A 19,776-nucleotide genomic window follows, 5' to 3' on the forward strand; every position below is an offset into this window, starting at 1 on the left:
GTGTTATAAGGCAGCACGGATTTTTTTTGCATTCTCTTCAAGTATTTCTGTAGGCGTTATCATATCATTATGAGGGGTAAGTTCTATTCCCTCCATACGTGGTATAATATGAAAATGGAGGTGATAAACGGTTTGTTGACTAGCTGCTTCATTAAATTGCATGACAGTTATGCCATCTGCCTGAAAGGCTTTTTTGACGGCATTTGCAATTTTTTGAACAGCTTTAATAACAGGAAATAATGTTTCAGTATCCGCATCAAGTAAGTTTCTCGAGCCTTTTTTAGGAATGACCAGCGTATGACCTGGTGCCTGTGGCATGATATCCATAAATCCAATAACATCATCATCTTCGTAGACACGAACAGAAGGGATTTCATTGCGAATCAATTTAGCAAAAATATTGTTATTGTCGTAAGCTTGTTTCATACAAATATTTCCTTTTATTGTAATTTTAAGATTCTAATTTAAAAACGAAAAAATGCAAGGTTTATCAGAGTGTAAGACAAAGAAGTATTTTGACTTCAGTTATATTTAGGATGGTGCACTGTCTTAATGAAGGTTTAGATTTCTATGATGGCTTCAACTTCTACAGGAACATCCATAGGAAGAGAGGCAACACCAATAGCAGAACGGGCGTGTTTTCCAATTTCACCAAGGATATTGACGAATAAATTAGAAGCTCCATTGGCAACAAAAGGAATATCGGTAAAATGAGAATCTACAGCCACAAAAACAGTAATTTTTACCACACGTTTTATTTTATTTAAGTCACCCAGAGTTGCCTTGAGTTGCGCGAGAATATTGAGAGCGCAAGCTTCGGATGCTTTTTGGGCTTGTTCGGTATTCACAGTTGCACCAACTTTACCGATGGCTATTGGTTTTCCATTAATAAGAGGGAGTTGTCCAGAAATAAAGAGTTGATTGCCACTTTGTGAAGTGGTGATGTAATTGGCAAGGGGGGAGATTACTTCAGGAAGAGTGATTCCGAACTTCTCTAAGTTTTTTTCAATCATATTGGTCATAATGTTAACTCCATAGCTGCTCTATAATATATTCATTGCATAATCTATTTTTTGATTTAAGAAAATGTGTGGTTAATTGAGAAATTAGCCTTTTTTGCCTTATTGTATGATGTTATGCAACGGGGATAAAGTTCGGAAGTTGGGAATGATTAGATCATTATTTATAATAATTTTATATATTGTTTTTTTATGTACTGCGAGAGCTGAAGAGCCCATTTTTATTGTGCCTCATCGAGCAATTTATGATTTTCATCTCGATAGTGTTTCTCATGAAATGACAATTTCTGCGATGTCAGGACGAATGGTTTACGAGCTTACTGGTTCGGCATGCCAAGGCTATAGCACACGTTTTCGTTTCATTAGCCGTGTTCACATTGAAGATATGCCAGTACGTTTGACGGATCAACAGACGACGAGTTATGAGACAGGAGACAGCCGTACATTTCGTTTTAATATCACAGATCAAGAGGGAGAAGAGGTTGTGCATCGTGCCGAGGGGGTTGCGGAGCGTACTCAAGATGGTATTACAGTCACCTTAAAAAAGCCAAAGGAAAAAGAGTATAAGCTTGCAATGGCTGAATTTCCAATAATGCAACTAAAAAATATTATCCGCCATGCAAAAGCAGGAGATCATTTTTACAATGTTACTGTATTTGATGGGACAAATAAAGCAGATAAAGTTATAAAAGAAAGTATCGTCATAGGGGAAAAGAAGACGCTTTTATCTGATAGCGAAACGGAAAAAGTAAGAAAATTGGATGAAGAAGAATATTGGCCTGTTACAATTTCTTATTTTGATGATGGAGAAAATAAAGATGGTTTGCCGGTTTATCGTAGCAGTTTTCTCTTACATGAGAATGGTGTCATGCGTGATCTTCATATAGATTATGGAACTTTTTCAGTGCGTGCAAAATTGAACAGTCTCGAATTCTTGGAACTTGGAAAAGCTCTTAATCAATGTGAAAATGCAAATATTAAATGATTAAAGAAAATAACTTGAAAAAGAATCAAATATTAGTATGTTTGCGCTATTCCACACGCGGAGTCTGGGTGTTTGCAAATGATCTGTGAGAAAATTCTAGCAAGCATCCGCCGGTAGCAGGTCTTTCTGCTTTTTCCGCGGAGGTTGAACCGGAAAGGATAAGATTTATGGCACTACCCGATTTTACTATGCACCAGCTTTTAGAAGCCGGTGTGCATTTTGGTCACCAGACTCATCGCTGGAATCCCAAAATGACTCCCTATATTTATGGTCAGCGTAATAATATCCATATTATTGACCTTGCTCAGACCGTTCCACTTTTACACCAAGCGCTTAAACTTGTTTCAGATACTGTAGCGCGTGGTGGTCGTATTCTCTTTGTTGGTACGAAACGGCAAGCATCTGACATTATCGCAGATGCGGCGAATCGTTCCGCCCAGTATTACGTTAATGCACGTTGGCTTGGCGGCATGCTCACAAACTGGAAAACGATTTCCAATTCGATCCATCGTTTGCGGAAGCTTGATAAAATTCTTGCTGCTGAAGCGCAAGGCTTTACCAAAAAGGAACGTTTAAATCTTGAACGTGATCGTGAAAAGCTTAATCGTGCGCTTGGTGGTATTAAAGATATGGGTTCTGTTCCAGATCTTATTTTTGTTATCGATACGAATAAAGAAAATATTGCACTCCAAGAAGCAAAACGTTTAGGTATTCCAGTGATTGCTATTATTGATACCAATTGTGATCCCGATGACGTAACACATCCAATACCAGGTAATGACGATGCTTCACGTGCAATTTCTCTTTATTGCGATCTTTTTGCCCGTGCTGCTCTTGATGGTATTGCACGCCAGCAAGGAGCAATGGGTATCGATTTAGGAGCTCAAGTTGATGCACCTGTGGAGCCTATTTTGGAAGAAAATGCAGTTTCAGAAGTTTCTGAATAATATAAAACGCCTAATTAAGGTACTTTTATTGTCTAAAAAAGAAGTTATAGGCGTGCAGAGGGATTTTGCACGCTTTCACTGTTACAAAATAAAGAGGCAAATATGAGCATTACTGCTGCACAAGTAAAAGAACTTCGAGAATTATCTGGCGCTGGTATGATGGACTGTAAAGCCGCTCTAGCAGAGACCAATGGTGATATGGAAGCTGCTGTTGATTGGCTTCGTAAAAAAGGAATAGCTAAAGCAGATAAAAAGGCTGGTCGTACAGCAGCTGAGGGATTAATCGGAGTCGTATCAAGAGATTCACATGCAGTTTTAGTTGAGATTAATTCTGAAACAGATTTTGTTGCACGCAATGATGGATTCCAAGATATTGTGCGTAAAGTAGCAACTGCTGCCTTAGATACCCCAGGGGATGTTGAATCTGTTTCTGTTTCTCTTTATCCAGGCTCTGAGAAGACTGTAGAGCTTACGATTAAAGATGCAATTGGTACAATTGGCGAAAATATGACATTTCGTCGTTCCGCTAAATTGTCTATTGAGAATGGTGTTGTTGCGACTTATATACACAATAGTGTGGCTGATGGGCTTGGAAAACTTGGTGTTTTGGTTGCGATTGAAACAACAGGAAATAAGGAAGCTGCTCTTGCTTTTGGTCGGCAGGTCGCGATGCATATTGCGGCAACCAATCCATTAGCACTTACAGCTCAAGATGTTGATGCTGCTGCTGTTGAGCGTGAAAAAGCAATTTTTTCAGATCAAGCACGTCAGTCTGGAAAACCTGAAAATATCATTGAAAAAATGGTAGAAGGACGTATGCGTAAGTTTTTTGAAGAGGTTGTTTTGCTTTCTCAAGCTTTTGTTATGAATCCTGATATAACTGTTGAGGCCGCTTTAAAGGATGCTGAGAAATCAATTGGTGCTCCAGCAAAAATTACAGGCTTTATTCGTTTTGCATTAGGTGAAGGTGTGGAAAAAGAGGAGTCTGATTTTGCTGCAGAGGTTGCTGCTGCTGTAAAAGGCTAGTTATTGCAAACTCTTGAACAGAGATTTAAAGTCATATCGTTGGTTGTAGAATCTCTGAGGGGAACAATGTAATTGTTGAGAGGGCGTCACGTGAAAAAAGTGGTGCCCTTCGTGATGTCAAAAGCAAAAAGTAAATAGGCTTTTGGGGAGATTATTAATGGCATTAGCACTTCCGTATAAACGTATTCTTTTAAAGGCTTCTGGTGAAGCTCTTATGGGAGGGCAGAATTTTGGCATTGATGTTTCTGTTGTAGACCGTATTGCCGCTGATATTGCAGAAGTGCGCACAATGGGGATAGAAGTTGCGGTTGTTATCGGTGGGGGAAATATTTTTCGTGGCGTTGCTGTTGCTTCGCATGGTGGGGACCGAGTGACAGGTGATCATATGGGAATGCTTGCAACTGCTATTAACTCTTTAGCATTGCGAACATCTTTGACAAAATTAGGGGTTGAAACTGTTGTACTCTCTGCGATTGCTATGCCACAAATTTGTGAAAGTTTCTCGCAACGTAAAGCAATAGCTTATATGAATCAGGGAAAAGTTGTTATTTTTGCAGGTGGTACAGGAAATCCATTTTTTACCACTGATTCTGCTGCTACTTTACGTGCAGCAGAAATTGGTGCGGATGTCCTTCTTAAAGGAACACAAGTTGATGGTATTTATTCAGCAGATCCAAAAATAGACCCTACGGCTAAGCGTTTTGACCAATTAACACATGTTGAAGTTTTGCAATGGGGATTATCTGTTATGGATTCAACGGCGGTCACTTTAGCACGTGAGAACAATGTACCGATTATTGTGTATTCCATTCATGAAAAAGGCGGTTTGGCTAAGGTCTTGAATGGAACAGGACGCTTTACAATAGTATCGGAATAAGGGTAAGCTTCAAAGGACAATTGAAGGAGACAGAAATATGAATGTTACATCAATTATGGATGATCTGAAACGTCGCATGGATGGTGCCATTACGGCTTTTAAACATGAATTAGGTGGTTTGCGGACTGGACGTGCATCGGCCAGTTTATTAGAGCCGTTGACCGTTGAATCTTATGGTTCTGTTGTGCATATAAATCAGGTTGCTAATATTTCTGTTCCCGAACCTCGGATGCTTTCTGTTTCTGTATGGGATAAAACGATGGTCGGAGCTGTAGAGCGCGCTATTCGCGATTCTGGTCTTGGTTTAAATCCCATAACTGATGGTACGAATCTACGTATTCCTTTGCCTGAGTTGAATGAAGAGCGCCGTAAAGAACTTGTAAAAATTGCGCATCACTATGCAGAGCAAGCGCGTGTTGCTACACGTCATGTCCGTCGGGATGGTTTGGACAATTTGAAAAAGTTAGAAAAAGATGGTGAAATTGGACAAGATGAAGCCCATAGTTTGTCTGAAAAAGTTCAAAAACTCACAGATGAAACTATTGCTGATATTGATAAAATTTTAGCCGTAAAGGAATCTGAAATTATGCACGTTTAAGACGGTTTTGTCGCTAGAAAAAGGATGTTACACTCCCAAGCCTGTAAATTGTTTCTAGGGATAATAGGAGGGGTGGTGTGTTCTGTGATAGCAAGGTGTGATGCAGGAAGGTATTCTATCATTTTGATATGGGAGAGACTGATTTGAAAGGGCAGATGTTTAAATTTTTTAATCTGCGTGGTAAATCATGCCCTTTGCTGGAAGACACTATTTAACAGCATAGTGTGGGCTTTTAGTTGAGTACGTCTTTGTTAAACTGCATAATGAAAGCATTATTAGAAATTATTCAAATATTCTAAGATGAAGGTTGGGGAAAGAATATTAAGCCTAACCTTTCTCTTATTTCTCATTATAAAACATGTGGGTATGATCGATCAAGCAGATGTTATGTGGCGTAATTCGTTTTTTAATGACGAATAGTTGATAGAAAAGTGTTTTTATACGAAACCTATATTAGTTAATTTGTATGGGGCAGAGGTAGCTGCTTTTTCATTTTATATTTGAGAAAATATTAAAAAAATATTTAGGATTAATCTTGACTGAGATTTTTGAAGCTGTTTTCATTGATTATTAGTCTCATAAGCGCTATCTTAGTAGACTGAATTATTTATGATAAATTATAAGAGAAATTATACAGGTATGAGATAAAAACACTGCGTAGGGGAATTTTTCTTGCGTTAATTTCAGGGCTTGTATTTTCTATTTTTATTGTTTGGATGTTGTTTTGTCTAATTTGGTTTATCGTATTCTGACAGCTTTTGTTTTTGGCGTTATTGCGTTGTATCTAACATGGTTGGGAGGAAACTTCTTTTTTTTATTTGTATGGTGTATTGGCGGTTTTGTTCTTTATGAGTGGATGAGTATTACTAAAGAGAAGTGGTGTGTTTTACAAAAAATATTAGCAAGTATCTTTTACTTGATCTTTGGCTTTTTTTTAGTGTTGAGTGTATCTGCTCCGTTGATTTTTTGTGTTTTAATCGTTTTGGCTGCGGTGTTGGCTATTATATCTATAAAAAAGAGTGGTTGGGTTTTTTGTGGTTTTTTATATGCATCTTTTCCTGTTGTTGCTTTATGCTTTCTACGGGATCATGAAATGTTGGGGTTCCAAGTTGTTATTTTCTTATTTACGATAGTGTGGGGAACAGATATTGGTGGTTATTTTATCGGACGTGCATTAGGGGGCCCTAAATTAGCACCACAATTTTCTCCTAATAAAACATGGTCAGGAGCACTTGGTGGTACATTTGTCGGAGTTTTCGGTGGTATATGGGTTGCTTTTGGATTTTTTGATATAAATTTAGCTAGTTTTTTTGTGCCACTCCTTACACTTGTTTTATCAATTGTTTCACAATTGAGTGATTTAGGGCAATCGTGGCTCAAAAGACGGTTTTCTGTTAAAGATTCTAGTTCTTTATTGCCTGGACATGGTGGTTTTATGGATCGTATAGATGGATTGGTAGGGGCAGCTTTTCTTCTTTATTTAATTGGTTCATTTATGTCTGATATGGATGCGCCTTTTAATCTTTTTAGTATGATCTAATTGGGAGAAGATCGTTTGGAACTTTTAAATCATATCGTCACTATGGGTGATTTTCTTTTAAGAAGTTTGAGTATTCTTTTCATCATTATGATTATCATTTTTGTGCACGAATTTGGGCATTATCTCATTGGTCGGTGGTGTGGTATTAAGGCGTTAATTTTTTCGCTTGGATTTGGACCAGAAATAGCGAGTTATACAGATAAGCATGGCACGAAGTGGCGTTTAGCACTTATCCCCTTAGGAGGTTATGTAAAATTTGTTGGGGATGAGGAAAAAATCGATACGGAATCATTCCAATCATCTCTGATTGTTGATGGTTCATTTGCTAGTGCGCATGCTTGGAAAAAAGCAGCAACTGTTTTTGCCGGTCCTTTCTTCAATGCCCTTTTTACTGTTGTTATTCTAACATTTTTTTTCTTTATCTATGGTCGTGTAGCCATTGAGCCCGTTGTTGGTTCTTTGGTAAAAGATAGCCCTGCTCTTCAATCCGGTTTGGAATTAGGTGATCGTTTTGTTGAAATGGATGGACGACGGGTTGAAAGCTTTGAAGATTTGATGAATTATGTAGCTTTTCATGGAAGAGAACCCATAGAGTTTAAAATAGAACGCATGGGGCGAGTCTTTACAACGATGATTACCCCGAAAGTCGTTGAGCGAGATGATGGATTTGGTAATCGAACACGAAGTGCTATGATAGGTGTAGGTGTTCCTGTTGATTTAAATAATCCAGCACATTTAGATCCAACTTATATAAAACATATTCGCTATGGTTTTGTAACAGCTGTAAGAGAAGCGTCAGACCGTACTGTGTTTATCGCCACTCAAACTGTTCTTTTTATGAGTCGTTTAATAGGAGGAAAAGAGGATCGTTGTCGGCTAAGTGGACCTTCTAAAACCGTTAAAATTGCTTGGAAAGTGAGCGAGACAGGTTTTATCTCTTTGTTGAATTTGGCAGCTTTTCTTTCAATAAGTGTTGGGCTTATTAACCTTTTTCCGATTCTACCGCTTGACGGTGGGCATCTTTTATTGCATGTCATTGAGGTCATTACTGGGAGGAGAATATCTACCAAAATTCAGGGAATTGTTTTTCGTTTAGGTTTTTCCATTCTTCTCCTTTTTATGATCTTTGTCTTTTTTAATGATTATTTTTGTTGGTTTAGCTAATTAAATTATGGAAAACGCTTTATAAATTAAGTAATAATAGCAAAAACAAATTTAAGGTTGTTTACCATGTCTACAAAATGTTGTGGCGTTGTAGATTATAATGAGTAATTAAGGAATGAAAAGTCTCGCTGTAAAGCTGTAAAAAGGTTGTTATGGCAGTTAGCTTTTTAAGGCATCATGTCCAAGGAACGAGAGTAAGGTAAAAAAGCCAATGACTACGAATTCAAAGTTTTTAAATGCAGCATCTGTATTGGTGTTAAAGATGGGGATGATTGCCCCAGCAACGGTTTTTATGTCAATTGCTGCGGTCGGAGAAATACAAGCGTCTGTAGTCCGCTCTATTGAGGTTCGTGGGAATAAGTTTGTAAGTTCTCAGGCGATTCGAGACAATATGGGGATTAAGGTTGGGCAAGGTGTTTCCAGTGGTGATGTTGATAGTGCTGTGAAGAACCTTTTCGAATTGGGTTTATTTTATGATGTTAAAATAAATCCGGTGGGTGATAAATTGGTTGTATTCGTAAAAGAATATGAGGTTGTCAATCAAATATTGTTTCAAGGAAATAAATCTTTTAAAGACCCAGATCTTAAGCGGTTTATTTCTTTAAAACCGAATGAGCCTTTTAATTCTGCTAAGCTTTCTGCTGATATAAATACAATTCGTGAGGCTTATAAAACTCTTGGTCGTAATAATATCACTGTTAACGTTCAAACGATTAACCTTGGAAAAGGGCGGGTTAATGTGGTATTTAATGTCGTTGAAGGGAAAAAAACAAAGATTGGTGATATCACTTTTAAGGGCAATAGTGTCTTTGGAAGTCGCCGTTTGCGTGATGTGATTTCAACAAAAACTTCAGGAATTTTTTCGAAGTTGTTGGGAGGTGATGTTTACAGTGAAGAGCGCCTCGCTGTTGATGAAGAAGCTTTACGTCGCTTTTATTATAACCGTGGTTATGCAGATTTTCGTGTAGTCTCTTCTAAAGCAACTTTTGATGCAGCAAGCAATACGTATAAAATTTCTTTCGTTCTTGATGAGGGTGCGCTCTATAAAATTAGCGATATTCAGGTTGAAAGTGATGTTGATGGAATTGACGTTCAATCTGTGAAAAGGGTGCTTAAAACCCAGCCAGGTAATGTTTATAGTGCAGAAGATATTGAACAGTCTGTTGCAACTATTAATAACAAAGTTGCTGATTCGGGATATGCTTTTGCTAAAGTTGAACCGCGGGGAAATCGTAATTTAGCAAATCATACAATTTCAATTTTATATAATATTGAACAGGGTACACGTGCTTATATTCAACGTATTGATATACGTGGCAATGAGAAAACGCGTGATTACGTCATTCGCCGTGAGATTGATTTAAATGAAGGAGATGCTTACAATCAAACTTTACTACAGCGGGCGAAACGTCGTCTAGAAAGTTTAGGTTTCTTCAAAGCCGTTAATATTTCAATGGTTCCCACAGATCAATCTGACCAAGTTGTTTTGGTAATAGATGTCGTTGAAGCTTCAACAGGAGATCTCTCTCTTTCTGGAGGGTATACAACAGGGGGAACAAGTCCTGGTATGTCACTTGAAGTTTCTGTTACTGAACGTAATCTTGGGGGACGTGGTCAATATGTTCGTTTAGGATTAGGTGCGGGGCAAGAAAAATCTCGTAATTATAATTTATCATTTGTTGATCCTTATTTCTTAGGATATCGTTTATCTGCTGGCGTTGATGTTTTTCGTAGTACTTATCGTGCTGATAAAGCCTATGATGTACGGCAGACAGGTGGATCGCTGCGGTTTTCGTTACCTATTAATAATCAATTATCTGCTAATGTAGCTTATTCTTATGTGCAGGAAGAATATGATTTTGGCGGAGAGTATGATTTTGACAAAGAGGGTGACATAATAGAATTATATGGGAAATATTCTGGTGCGATTGTTCAAGCTGCAAAACACAGCCCTTGGAAACGTTCATCAATTAGTTATGGTTTCACCTATAATACGATTGATGATATGAGATCCCCCCATGATGGGTGGTACGTGCATCTGCTTCAGGAATATGCAGGGCTTGGTGGGAGTGCAAAGTTCTTGAAGACCACGGGTAAGGCGATGATGTACAAGACTCTTTCTGACCAGAAGGATATCGTTGGTTTGCTTTCCTTTGGGGGTGGTTATATCCATGAAGTAGGCAAAGAAGGTGTTCGTATTTTCGATATGTTTAAAGTAAATTCTGATATGATTCGAGGGTTCAAATATAATGGAATAGGTCCGCGCCAGGTTTCCAGTAAGGGTGAGGTTTATTTCTTGGGGGGAACGACATATATGAATGCGACTGCTGAAGTACAGTTTCCTATCCCTGTTGTGCCTGAAGGATTCGGGTTGCGCGGTGCTTTATTTGCGGATATTGCCACGCTTTATGGCAATAATTATAAAGCCGTTTTTCAGGGTGAACCGTCTGTTACCAATACCAAAAGTGCTTGGCGTTCATCTGCAGGTGTGAGTTTGATGTGGGATTCTCCGTTTGGTCCTTTGCGTTTTGATTATGCTTGGCCAATAACGAAGCAGGAAGGTGATCGTTTGCAACAATTGAACTTTGGTATTTCTACGAAGTTCTGATTTGAGCGATTTTAAGAAGGAAAAATTTGAAGAGAATAGCTTAAGCTGGGAGAGAAAGTGTTTTGATGGCGGATACATTTTTTTTTACGCCGTCCCGACGATTGACAGTTGCAAATGCTGCTGAGTTGACGGGTGCAAAGCTTCTTAATCCAGAGTTTTCTCATAAAGTTATCAATACTCTTTCTTCACTTGAGAGTGCGGTGGAAGGTTCGCTTGTTTTTGTAGAGCATCGGAAGTTTTCTGATGCTTTACTGGACAGTTCTGCTGTTGCTGTTTTGTGTACGAATGAGATTGTTTTTAAAGTTCCCGAAACTATGGCAATTTTGGTGACATCCACACCACAGCGTGACTTTGCTCAGATTGGTCGTATTTTGTTTCCAGATTCTGTCAAGCCAATGCCTTGGTTGGGGCAGAAGGGGATTTCATTACATGCGCATATTCATCCAACGGCTAAGTTGGCACATGATGTGTGTATTGAAGCTGGAGCTGTTATTGGTAAAAATGTTGAGATTGGTGCAGGAACTCTTATTTCATCCACAGCTGTTATCGGTGAAAATTGCCGTATTGGATGTGACTGCTATATTGCTCCTAAGGTAACAGTTCAGTGTTCTATAATAGGTGATAAGGTTCAGCTTTATCCTGGCGTTTGCATTGGACAAGATGGTTTTGGTTATGTTGGAGGCGGAGTTGGAATCGAGAAAATTCCACAGCTTGGTCGTGTTATTATTGAGGATGGTGTAGAAGTTGGTGCGAACACGACAATTGATCGTGGGACATTTCAAGATACTGTTATTGGTGAAGGAAGCAAGATTGATAATCTTGTACAAATTGCCCACAATGTAAAAATTGGCCGCTATTGTCTTATTGCCGCTCAATGTGGCATTGCGGGAAGTACATCTATAGGGGATATGTCTCAGCTTGGCGGAAGTGTGGGAGTAGCTGATCACATCATAATAGGTAAATCTGTTCAGATTGCTGCTCGTAGTGGTGTTATGAATGACATTCCGGATGGCGAAAAATGGGGAGGTAGTCCAGCGCGACCATTTAAACAATGGTTTCGTGAAGTAGCGGCGTTGCGCAGTATGGGAAAAGTTAAAAAGGAGAAACGCTGATATGATCAGCAGTGAAAAAACTAAAAACTTAGAGGCTGTCGATATTGAAAAACTATTATCAATATTACCGCACCGTTATCCATTTTTATTGATTGATCGTATCGTTGATATTGATGGTGAACAAGAAGCGATTGGTATTAAAAATATAACGATTAATGAGCCACATTTTACGGGACATTTTCCCGCAAAGCCTGTTATGCCTGGAGTTTTGATTTTAGAAGCTATGGCACAAACGGCAGGAGCAATAGCACTTTTAAATTTAGGCAATAAGCAAACAAATTTAGTTTACCTTATGACGGTTGATAATGCGAAATTTCGTAAGCCGGTTATGCCTGGTGATCAGCTCAAGATTCATGTTCAGCTTTTGAAAAAAAGATCTGGTATGAGACGTTTTTCATGTGTTGCAAAAGTAGAAGATGTCCGCGTCGCTGAAGCAGAAATTGCTGCGATGATTGTCGAAGAAGAATAAACGATATTTGATGGGAATTTAAAAATGTCCGGTACGAAAATCCATCCAACTGCTCTTGTGGAGAAGGGAGCGCAGCTTGGTGAGAATGTACGCGTTGGACCATTTTGCCATATTAGTTCAGAGGCTGTTATTGGTGATGAATGTAGTTTGACAAGTCATGTTGTAATAATGGGAAAGACAACATTAGGAGCCAAGAGTAAAGTATTTTCTCATGCTGTTTTGGGGGCAGATCCGCAAAATAATAAACATAAAGGAGGAGCTACAACTCTTTTTATTGGTAAGAATTGTACGATTCGTGAAGGTGTAACAATGCATAGGGGTTCCGATTCGAGTGTAGGAATGACAGTTGTTGGTGATAATTGCCAATTTTTTTGTTATGCGCATATCGCTCACGATTGTTATGTAGGCAATCATGTAACATTTGCCAATAACGCAATGATTGCTGGTCATGTCACTGTTGGTGATTATGTGATTATTGGTGGTGGTGCTGCTGTTCATCAATTTGTTCGTGTTGGACATCATGCATTTATCGGCGGCGTATCTGCACTGGTTGGTGATCTGATACCTTATGGAACAGCTGTTGGTGTGCAGGCAAAACTTGCCGGCCTCAATATTATTGGCATGAAGCGTGCAGGACTTGAGCGTCAAGATATTCATGCACTCCGTCATGCAGTTGCCATGCTTTTTGATCATAGCAAACCATTTAAAGAGCGTGTTAGTGATGTTGCTTCTTTTTATTCTTCTTCTCAGTCTGTTTCTGAAGTTGTTAATTTTATTAAAGAAGAAGGAAAGCGTTTTTATTGTACACCAAAATTTGAAGGTGATAAAATAAAAGAACATAAGGATTAAAAATGCCTATTTGGGGAGCCAGAAGTTTTCTTTCCGGCCGTACTGCTATTATAGCAGGAAATGGTGTTCTACCGATTACTGTTGCGCAGACTCTTGAGAAGAATGGAGAAAATCCTTTTCTTGTGCTTTTGCATGGTGAGGCAGATTCTGTTCTTTATCGCTATGAGCATTGCGAGCTATCAATTGTAGAGTTAGCGCGACTCGTTAAAATTTTAAAAGAGGCTGGTGTATATAATGTTGTTTTGGCAGGTGGTGTGAAAAAGCGTCCACTTCTTAAACAATTGCGACTGGACTGGACAACATTTTTAGCTCTTCCTAAGTTAATCGGAGCTTTGAAGAGGGGAGACGATGCGTTATTAAAAGCTTTTATACGGGTTATTGAAGCACACGGTTTTTGTGTTATCGGTGCTCACGAAATAGTCCCAGATCTTTTAGCTCCCATAGAATTTAATTTAACAGTACGGCGCGCTACTCCAAAAGAGAAAAAAGATATTTTTTTAGCAGTAGAAGCAGCAAAGCTTTTAGGTCAATTAGATATCGGGCAAGCCGTTGTCGTTGTCCAAGGAAGGGTGGTTGCTCTGGAGGGTGCTGAGGGAACTGATAATATGTTGTGGCGTGTTTGTGAAATGCGAGAAAGAGGGCAAATTCCCCTTAAAGGTGGCATTCTTGTAAAATGTGCAAAACCACAACAGGATAATCGCGTTGATTTGCCATCAATTGGGCCAGCGACAATAATAAATATTGCAAAGAGTGGTTTATCTGGTGTTGCGGTGGAGGCAAATAGAAGTCTAATATTATCGGTGAAAACAACAATAGAAAAAGCCAACAAATATTCTCTATTTATAGAGACATTTGAAAGGTTTGGTCATGAATAATTGTTTCTTAAAGATTGCTGTGGTTTCAGGTGAGGAATCTGGTGATTTACTTGGGGCCGATTTAATTACTTGTTTATCACAACAGATAGGATGCAATATTCATTTGATTGGTGTTGGGGGGAGGCATTTAAAGGCATTAGGTTTAAAAAGCTTTTTTGATTCCCATGATATTGCTTTAATAGGTTTAAAGGAAGTATTGAAAAAACTACCATTGTTGTTGCTACATATTCGCAATTTATCCAAATTTATTGCACAAGAACAACCTGATTGTTTAATTATTATTGATAGTCCTGATTTTACACATCGTATTGCAAAAAAGGTACGTGCTTTAGCGCCTTCTATTCCTATCATTAAATATATTGCACCAACCGTTTGGGCATGGAGGCCAGAGCGTGCAAAAGCTATGCGTGGATTTGTTGATCATGTTTTAGCGGTTTTTCCTTTTGAAGAAAAGATTATGCAAGATTTGGGAGGTCCTGCCACGACCTATGTTGGACATCGTCTTTTGACATATCCTCCCCTTTTGAGAGTTCAGTCAGAAAAAAAAAGCCAATTAGAACAAAGAAATTTGATCGATACACAAATATCATCGCCTACATTAGTTATTTTGCCAGGATCACGCAATTTAGAAATTCGTTCCTTAATGCCTATTTTTCGAGAAACAGTAGAGATTCTTGTACAACGTATTCCTCATTTACGTATTATTTTACCAACCTTACCTCATTTGGTAGATAGAATCCGTGATTTTGTGCAAGGCTGGAAAAGCAAGATAGAAATTGTCGTTGGTGAAGATGAAAAATGGCGTGCTTTTGCACAAGCAGATGTTGCTCTTGCGGCACATGGAACTGTTTCACTTGAATTAGCCTTAGCAAAAATTCCTATGGTTCTTTGCTATAAACTTGATCGTTTTTCTAAATTATTTATTTTTCCTAAAATGATGTTATGGAGTGCTGCTCTTCCAAATATTATTGCTGATAAGCCTATTGTTTCGGAATATTTGAATGAATTAATCCGTCCTGGTATGTTAGCAAGACAAGTAGAACAACTTTTGGCTAATCCTTTATTGCGACAGGCACAACTTGATGCCTTTGAGATGGTAGAACAGAAAATGAAAACTGAAGTACCATCAGGGGTTGTTGGCGCACAAACAATTATCGCTCTTTTAAAAAAACAAGAATAAAATTGTATAAATAAAGCAATATTTTAATGATTAATATTTAATTTTAGCAAGAAAATTACAAGCACGTTGGCTTTTAGGATTGGTAAAAAATTCTTCAGAGGCTGTATCTTCAACAATTTTTCCATTTTCTAGAAAGAGTATTCTTTCTGAGACTTTACGTGCGAAGCCCATTTCATGGGTAACACAAAGCATTGTGATCCCTGTGTCGGACAATCGAGCCATCACTTCCAAAACTTCTCCCACACTTTCTGGATCAAGAGCAGAGGTTGGTTCATCAAAAAGCATGACTTCAGGTTCCATACAAAGTGCACGGGCAATCGCAACACGTTGTTGTTGCCCACCAGAAAGTTGTAAAGGATATTTTTCACAGTGTTTTTCAATACCAACATGTGTTAAGTAACGAATTGCCCGTTCTTGTGCTTGTTGTTTGGAAAGCCCTTGAACGGTCATAGGTGCTAAAATACAATTTTGTATAACGCTCATGTGGGGAAATAAATTAAAATTCTGAAAGACCATTCCTATCTTACGAAGAACTTTTTTTTGCTGTTGTATAGGAGCGGTATGGATATCAACGTTATGGATACAGATTGAACCTTTTTGTGCTTGTTCTAATTGATTAATACAACGAATTAACGTTGATTTTCCTGATCCGGATGGTCCACAAATAACGATATGTTCACCAGCTTGAACATTAAAGTTGATATCATGTAGGACCTGAAAGTTTCCATACCATTTATTTAGATTTTGAATAGAGATCACTGGTTTTTTATTGGGAGAGATCGATTTATTATTTTTCAAATTCATCTTATTTTATTCTTTCATTGATGAATAACGTGATTAATTCAACATTTTGGTTTGGTAAAGTTTTTTATGATCATTTTATTTAACGTAAATATCGAGTGAGGCGCTGTTCGATAAAAACAATAAAACGATGAATGAGTTCAACGATAAAGAGATAGATAAGAGCAGCCCAAACGTAAACTTGAAAATCAAAAGTCCGTGAATAAGTGAGTTTAGCAACTCCCATTAAATCATAAACAGTAATAAGTGAGGCAACAGCACTGGATTTAATCATTAAAATCAACTCATTTCCTAGGGGGCGTAATGCTACAATCATTGCTTGTGGAAGAATAACTCTAAAAAATGTGACAGAGTTGCTTAAACCTAAAGCTTTTGATGCTTCACGTTGTCCAGTTGTTACGGATAAAAAACTTCCTTTAAAGATCTCAGATTGATAGGCAGCAGAATTGAGTGTAAAAATAAAAAGACAACAATACCACGCATTTTGAAAAAACCACCATAGTCCCACCTGTTGCCAAAAACTATTCATTGAACCAAGCCCATAATAAAAAAGAAAGAGTTGAGCTAATAAAGGAGAGCCACGGAAAAAATAGACATAAGCATTTGCAAAATATTGTAAAAATGTATTCTTTGATAGACGAGCAAAAGCGATAAGCATACCAAGAAAAAGACCTAGAGAACAAGAGATAGAAACAAGCTCAACAGTAACAATAAAGCCATTAATAAATTTGGGTCCATAATGGCTTAAAAGATCAGGATTAAAAAGGAAATAAAGCCACTCAGGAATCATTGACCTAGCACCTTTTTATAGCCTATTTGAGTGTATGTTTCCAAATGGCGTAAGATTGCAGTAAAAACCGCTGAAAATAACAAATAGAGTAAGCATGCTACAAAATAAAATAGCATGGGTTTATTGGTAGCGGCGACAGCTAAATTCGTTTGTCGCATGAGGTCAACAAGCGCGATGGTAGAAACAAGGGATGTATCTTTCAGTAAAGTAAGCCAATTATTAGAAAGTCCTGGCAAGGCATTTCGGATGAGCTGAGGGAAGACAATACGAAAAAATGTGGTTGACCGTGAAAGTCCTAAAGCTTTAGCCGCTTCATATTGACCTTTATCAAAAATATTAAATGCTCCAAGCCAAACTTCACAAGAAAAAGCTGCAAGAACCATACTAAGGGCAAGAACACCAGCAACAAAAGCATTGATACTGAACATGATTTCAAAATTAAAATAGTCAAATAAATTTTGAATAAGGCTTTGTAATCCGTAGTAAACTAAAAACAAAGTTAAAAGCTCTGGTAGCCCACGGAATACTGTTGAAAAGAGGCGTGCCATAGCTTTGGCCATCTTAATATTGGATCGAATCATCACTGCATTGAGAAGTCCTAGAGGAAATCCTAGAAAGCCACAACATAATGCCAATGACAAAGTCATTCCTGCACTGGAAAGTATAACCACTCCCCATCCACCATTGCTAAATGATAGCAATGCTAAATTTTCAATCATTCCTGTGTTCCTCATGAAAGAGTTCGATAATATTTTTTAGCAATAACCAGTAGGTTTCATTTAAATATCATATCGATATTTAATAAACATCACCTGTAAAATACTTTCTCATAATTTTTTCATAAGTTCCATCCAAACGGATTTCTTTTAGCGCCTTATTGAACTTATTTTTAAGTTCATTATTATTTTGACGGACTGCAATTGCAATAGGAAATCTTGTTTCTTCTAGAGTTCCCAAGAGGAGACAGCAATCTTTTCCTTCATTTTTAAGCCAATTTAATGCTTGTAATTTATCAACAATAATCACATCAAGTCGATGATTTAAAAGGTCACGATTCACTTCTATTGTGGAAGGGTAGAGTTTGATTTTCACCTCTTTAGAAGCATAATGATCTTCTGCATAGAAAGCTTGTGTTGTATTTGATTGCACACCAAGATTTTTACCTCTAAAGTCTTGTGTCGAGATTTCTTTAATTCCCGAAGCTTTGGTAACGATAACAGCCAGTGCTGTATCGTAGTAAGGATCTGTGAAGTCAATTTTTTGTAAGCGCTCTTGTGTGAGAGAGAGGGAAGCAATGATAGCATCATATTTTTTTGCAATAAGTCCAGGGATCATTCCCTCGAAGTCTTGTGTAACAATAGTACACTCAACATTCATTTTTTTACAAAGTGCATAAGATATATCAATATCAAGTCCCTGCAATTTATTATTTGAGTCAATATAACTAAAGGGAGGGTAGGTGCCTTCACTCGCAATTTTTAATGTTTTCGCATCAGCCAATTGGGTGAATAGTACGGCGCTTATTATAAGAGCTCCTGCTAATAATTTCATGATGTTCTCCTATTGGATAAGCGGGCAAATATGAAATCATTATGTTTTTATAATCTGTAAGCTTTTTTGGAGCAATTCAAAAATTTATTGATGCTTATTTTAGATCATTATGTTGGGCATTATTATCAAAAAATTAGATTTTGATACGATAAAAATACAACTTTATCGTTGTCATTAGATTCTATAAAGTGTTTAAATATTGAGGAACAATTAAAAATTATTTTGATAAATGTAAATTTTCTTATAGAAATGCCGAATTTCCAATTATACCTGCATGTCCAATAAAGAGTTAAAGATACTCCTTAAATATACAGATTGAATTTTAATTCATAGTGAGATCTAATCGATATCGAAAGTAAAATATTTTCTCATAATTTTCTCATAGGTTCCATCGGCGCGGATTTCTTCTATTGCTTTATTAAAACTGTTTTTAAGATCATTATTATTTTGACGGAGTGCAATTGCAATAGGAAAATTTGTTTTTTCTAGAGTTCCCAAGAGGAGACAGCAGTCTTTTCCTTCATTTTCAATCCAATTTAATGCTTTTAATTTATCAAAGATGATGATATCAAGCCGATGGCTTAAAAGATCACGATTAACTTCTGCTGCTGTAGGATAAAGTTTGATATTAACTCCTTCAGAGGCATAATGATCTTCCGCATATGCAGCTTGTGTTGTATTTGATTGTACACCAAGGTTTTTACCTCTAAAGGCTTGTGTTGAGATTTCTTTAATTTCCGAATTTTTGGTAACAATAACAGCGAGTGCTGTATTGTAGTAAGGATCTGTAAAATCAATTTTTTGTAAGCGCTCTTTTGTAGGAGAAAGGGAAGAAACAATAGCATCGTATTTTTTGGCAAGAAGACCGGGAATCATCCCCTCGAAGTCTTGTGTGACAATAGTACATTCAACATTCATTTTTTTGCAAAGAGCATAAGATATATCAATATCAAACCCTTGAAGTTCGTTATTTGAGTCAATATAACTAAATGGCGGATAAGAAGCATCGCTTGCAATTTTCAGCGTTTGAGAATTGGCCGATAGGGTAAATAGTGTCGCGCTTATTATAAGAGCTCCTGCTAATAATTTCATTATGTTCTCCTATTAGATAAGCTGGCAAATATGAAACCATCATGAATTTTTATAATCTGTAAGCTCTTTTGGAGCAATGTAAAAAATTTATCTGTGGTCATTTTGCTATCATTATGTTGAATATCATTGTCAAAAAATAATTTCTTTTTATCAAGTATGGGAATAAAAAATACAGGAAAGAAGGACACCTCTATTGATTATATGATTTAATGATTTTACTTAAAAAATCAATAATTTATCTTTAAAAGAAAAACTATTAACTTAAATACAAAGAAAATTTCAGCTCTTAACAG

The 19,776-nt window shown here is 37.4% G+C and carries 20 protein-coding genes; 13 read left to right on the forward strand and 7 right to left on the reverse strand.

The genetic code is table 11. From position 1 onward, the window contains the following. Nucleotides 1–3 precede the first annotated feature (3 nt). Together ACFIK7_RS07210 and ACFIK7_RS07215 are read right to left on the reverse strand one after the other, a co-directional pair. Nucleotides 4–426, reverse strand: coding sequence for an HIT family protein (locus tag ACFIK7_RS07210; protein ID WP_375631236.1), 423 nt, complete (start codon nucleotides 424–426; stop codon nucleotides 4–6). Nucleotides 427–560: 134 nt separating this feature from the next. Next, complete coding sequence (locus ACFIK7_RS07215; RefSeq protein ID WP_375607219.1) at nucleotides 561–1,022, reverse strand: RidA family protein; 462 nt, start codon at nucleotides 1,020–1,022, stop codon at nucleotides 561–563. A gap of 145 nt (nucleotides 1,023–1,167) precedes the next feature. Between ACFIK7_RS07215 and ACFIK7_RS07220 the strand changes: the two genes are divergently transcribed. The 13 genes from ACFIK7_RS07220 (at nucleotide 1,168) to lpxB (ending at nucleotide 15,249) form a co-directional block, all read left to right on the forward strand. Further along, nucleotides 1,168–2,004: a cell envelope integrity EipB family protein gene (locus ACFIK7_RS07220; protein ID WP_375663173.1), complete on the forward strand. Its 837-nt coding sequence runs from the start codon at nucleotides 1,168–1,170 to the stop codon at nucleotides 2,002–2,004. Between the two features lie 167 nt (nucleotides 2,005–2,171). Continuing rightward, the gene (gene rpsB, locus ACFIK7_RS07225; protein WP_273788135.1) at nucleotides 2,172–2,951 is read left to right on the forward strand and encodes a 30S ribosomal protein S2; all 780 of its coding nucleotides are present in this window, start codon (nucleotides 2,172–2,174) and stop codon (nucleotides 2,949–2,951) included. 102 nt (nucleotides 2,952–3,053) lie between these two features. Continuing rightward, nucleotides 3,054–3,977, forward strand: coding sequence for a translation elongation factor Ts (tsf, locus tag ACFIK7_RS07230; RefSeq protein WP_375637726.1), 924 nt, complete (start codon nucleotides 3,054–3,056; stop codon nucleotides 3,975–3,977). A 157-nt stretch (nucleotides 3,978–4,134) separates the two neighbouring features. Further along, entirely contained in the window at nucleotides 4,135–4,854 is a 720-nt protein-coding gene (pyrH, locus tag ACFIK7_RS07235; RefSeq protein WP_273790666.1) for a UMP kinase, read from the forward strand. 37 nt (nucleotides 4,855–4,891) lie between these two features. Continuing rightward, on the forward strand, nucleotides 4,892–5,452 hold the full coding sequence (gene frr / locus ACFIK7_RS07240; RefSeq protein WP_273790667.1) for a ribosome recycling factor: 561 nt from the start codon (nucleotides 4,892–4,894) through the stop codon (nucleotides 5,450–5,452). A 724-nt stretch (nucleotides 5,453–6,176) separates the two neighbouring features. Continuing rightward, the gene (locus ACFIK7_RS07245; protein ID WP_273790668.1) at nucleotides 6,177–6,992 is read left to right on the forward strand and encodes a phosphatidate cytidylyltransferase; all 816 of its coding nucleotides are present in this window, start codon (nucleotides 6,177–6,179) and stop codon (nucleotides 6,990–6,992) included. Nucleotides 6,993–7,007: 15 nt separating this feature from the next. Then, nucleotides 7,008–8,156 carry an RIP metalloprotease gene (locus ACFIK7_RS07250; RefSeq protein WP_375631234.1) on the forward strand — a complete coding sequence of 383 codons (1,149 nt, stop codon included), beginning with the start codon at nucleotides 7,008–7,010 and terminating at the stop codon, nucleotides 8,154–8,156. 211 nt (nucleotides 8,157–8,367) lie between these two features. Beyond that, nucleotides 8,368–10,764 carry an outer membrane protein assembly factor BamA gene (gene bamA / locus ACFIK7_RS07255; protein ID WP_273790670.1) on the forward strand — a complete coding sequence of 799 codons (2,397 nt, stop codon included), beginning with the start codon at nucleotides 8,368–8,370 and terminating at the stop codon, nucleotides 10,762–10,764. A gap of 65 nt (nucleotides 10,765–10,829) precedes the next feature. Next, nucleotides 10,830–11,876: a UDP-3-O-(3-hydroxymyristoyl)glucosamine N-acyltransferase gene (gene lpxD / locus ACFIK7_RS07260; RefSeq protein WP_273790671.1), complete on the forward strand. Its 1,047-nt coding sequence runs from the start codon at nucleotides 10,830–10,832 to the stop codon at nucleotides 11,874–11,876. Nucleotide 11,877: 1 nt separating this feature from the next. After that, the gene (gene fabZ / locus ACFIK7_RS07265) at nucleotides 11,878–12,345 is read left to right on the forward strand and encodes a 3-hydroxyacyl-ACP dehydratase FabZ (RefSeq protein ID WP_273790672.1); all 468 of its coding nucleotides are present in this window, start codon (nucleotides 11,878–11,880) and stop codon (nucleotides 12,343–12,345) included. A 24-nt stretch (nucleotides 12,346–12,369) separates the two neighbouring features. Beyond that, nucleotides 12,370–13,194 (forward strand): acyl-ACP--UDP-N-acetylglucosamine O-acyltransferase, encoded by an 825-nt coding sequence (gene lpxA, locus ACFIK7_RS07270; protein ID WP_273790673.1) that lies wholly within the window; start codon nucleotides 12,370–12,372, stop codon nucleotides 13,192–13,194. A gap of 2 nt (nucleotides 13,195–13,196) precedes the next feature. Continuing rightward, nucleotides 13,197–14,069, forward strand: coding sequence for an LpxI family protein (locus ACFIK7_RS07275; protein WP_273790674.1), 873 nt, complete (start codon nucleotides 13,197–13,199; stop codon nucleotides 14,067–14,069). Then, nucleotides 14,062–15,249, forward strand: coding sequence for a lipid-A-disaccharide synthase (gene lpxB, locus ACFIK7_RS07280; protein WP_375631233.1), 1,188 nt, complete (start codon nucleotides 14,062–14,064; stop codon nucleotides 15,247–15,249). Before ACFIK7_RS07275 ends, lpxB begins: the two co-directional genes overlap by 8 nt. A gap of 30 nt (nucleotides 15,250–15,279) precedes the next feature. Here lpxB and ACFIK7_RS07285 read toward each other — a convergent pair whose 3' ends face one another. The 5 genes from ACFIK7_RS07285 to ACFIK7_RS07305 all read right to left on the reverse strand — a co-directional run bounded on the left by ACFIK7_RS07285 (nucleotide 15,280) and on the right by ACFIK7_RS07305 (nucleotide 19,483). After that, nucleotides 15,280–16,053, reverse strand: coding sequence for an amino acid ABC transporter ATP-binding protein (locus tag ACFIK7_RS07285; protein WP_273790676.1), 774 nt, complete (start codon nucleotides 16,051–16,053; stop codon nucleotides 15,280–15,282). Between the two features lie 79 nt (nucleotides 16,054–16,132). Beyond that, nucleotides 16,133–16,840: an ABC transporter permease gene (locus ACFIK7_RS07290; protein WP_273790677.1), complete on the reverse strand. Its 708-nt coding sequence runs from the start codon at nucleotides 16,838–16,840 to the stop codon at nucleotides 16,133–16,135. Beyond that, nucleotides 16,837–17,559, reverse strand: coding sequence for an ABC transporter permease (locus tag ACFIK7_RS07295; RefSeq protein ID WP_273790678.1), 723 nt, complete (start codon nucleotides 17,557–17,559; stop codon nucleotides 16,837–16,839). The genes ACFIK7_RS07290 and ACFIK7_RS07295 overlap by 4 nt, the downstream gene beginning before the upstream one ends. A gap of 79 nt (nucleotides 17,560–17,638) precedes the next feature. Then, nucleotides 17,639–18,391: a transporter substrate-binding domain-containing protein gene (locus ACFIK7_RS07300; RefSeq protein WP_375631231.1), complete on the reverse strand. Its 753-nt coding sequence runs from the start codon at nucleotides 18,389–18,391 to the stop codon at nucleotides 17,639–17,641. A gap of 339 nt (nucleotides 18,392–18,730) precedes the next feature. Next, entirely contained in the window at nucleotides 18,731–19,483 is a 753-nt protein-coding gene (locus tag ACFIK7_RS07305; RefSeq protein WP_375663174.1) for a transporter substrate-binding domain-containing protein, read from the reverse strand. Between the last annotated feature and the right edge of the window lie 293 nt (nucleotides 19,484–19,776).

The organism is Bartonella sp. CL266QHHD (assembly GCF_042195355.1).
In the GTDB taxonomy this organism is placed as follows: Bacteria; Pseudomonadota; Alphaproteobacteria; order Rhizobiales; family Rhizobiaceae; genus Bartonella.

What these genes read in the sequence shown, in the direction of transcription:
- ACFIK7_RS07210 (WP_375631236.1), bottom strand. Translation starts at nt 426, where the DNA reads ATGAAACAAGCTTACGACAATAACAATATTTTTGCTAAATTGATTCGC.
- ACFIK7_RS07215 (WP_375607219.1), bottom strand. Translation starts at nt 1,022, where the DNA reads ATGACCAATATGATTGAAAAAAACTTAGAGAAGTTCGGAATCACTCTT.
- ACFIK7_RS07220 (WP_375663173.1), top strand. Translation starts at nt 1,168, where the DNA reads ATGATTAGATCATTATTTATAATAATTTTATATATTGTTTTTTTATGT.
- rpsB (WP_273788135.1), top strand. Translation starts at nt 2,172, where the DNA reads ATGGCACTACCCGATTTTACTATGCACCAGCTTTTAGAAGCCGGTGTG.
- tsf (WP_375637726.1), top strand. Translation starts at nt 3,054, where the DNA reads ATGAGCATTACTGCTGCACAAGTAAAAGAACTTCGAGAATTATCTGGC.
- pyrH (WP_273790666.1), top strand. Translation starts at nt 4,135, where the DNA reads ATGGCATTAGCACTTCCGTATAAACGTATTCTTTTAAAGGCTTCTGGT.
- frr (WP_273790667.1), top strand. Translation starts at nt 4,892, where the DNA reads ATGAATGTTACATCAATTATGGATGATCTGAAACGTCGCATGGATGGT.
- bamA (WP_273790670.1), top strand. Translation starts at nt 8,368, where the DNA reads ATGACTACGAATTCAAAGTTTTTAAATGCAGCATCTGTATTGGTGTTA.
- lpxD (WP_273790671.1), top strand. Translation starts at nt 10,830, where the DNA reads ATGGCGGATACATTTTTTTTTACGCCGTCCCGACGATTGACAGTTGCA.
- fabZ (WP_273790672.1), top strand. Translation starts at nt 11,878, where the DNA reads ATGATCAGCAGTGAAAAAACTAAAAACTTAGAGGCTGTCGATATTGAA.
- lpxA (WP_273790673.1), top strand. Translation starts at nt 12,370, where the DNA reads ATGTCCGGTACGAAAATCCATCCAACTGCTCTTGTGGAGAAGGGAGCG.
- ACFIK7_RS07275 (WP_273790674.1), top strand. Translation starts at nt 13,197, where the DNA reads ATGCCTATTTGGGGAGCCAGAAGTTTTCTTTCCGGCCGTACTGCTATT.
- lpxB (WP_375631233.1), top strand. Translation starts at nt 14,062, where the DNA reads ATGAATAATTGTTTCTTAAAGATTGCTGTGGTTTCAGGTGAGGAATCT.
- ACFIK7_RS07285 (WP_273790676.1), bottom strand. Translation starts at nt 16,053, where the DNA reads ATGAATTTGAAAAATAATAAATCGATCTCTCCCAATAAAAAACCAGTG.
- ACFIK7_RS07290 (WP_273790677.1), bottom strand. Translation starts at nt 16,840, where the DNA reads ATGATTCCTGAGTGGCTTTATTTCCTTTTTAATCCTGATCTTTTAAGC.
- ACFIK7_RS07295 (WP_273790678.1), bottom strand. Translation starts at nt 17,559, where the DNA reads ATGATTGAAAATTTAGCATTGCTATCATTTAGCAATGGTGGATGGGGA.
- ACFIK7_RS07300 (WP_375631231.1), bottom strand. Translation starts at nt 18,391, where the DNA reads ATGAAATTATTAGCAGGAGCTCTTATAATAAGCGCCGTACTATTCACC.
- ACFIK7_RS07305 (WP_375663174.1), bottom strand. Translation starts at nt 19,483, where the DNA reads ATGAAATTATTAGCAGGAGCTCTTATAATAAGCGCGACACTATTTACC.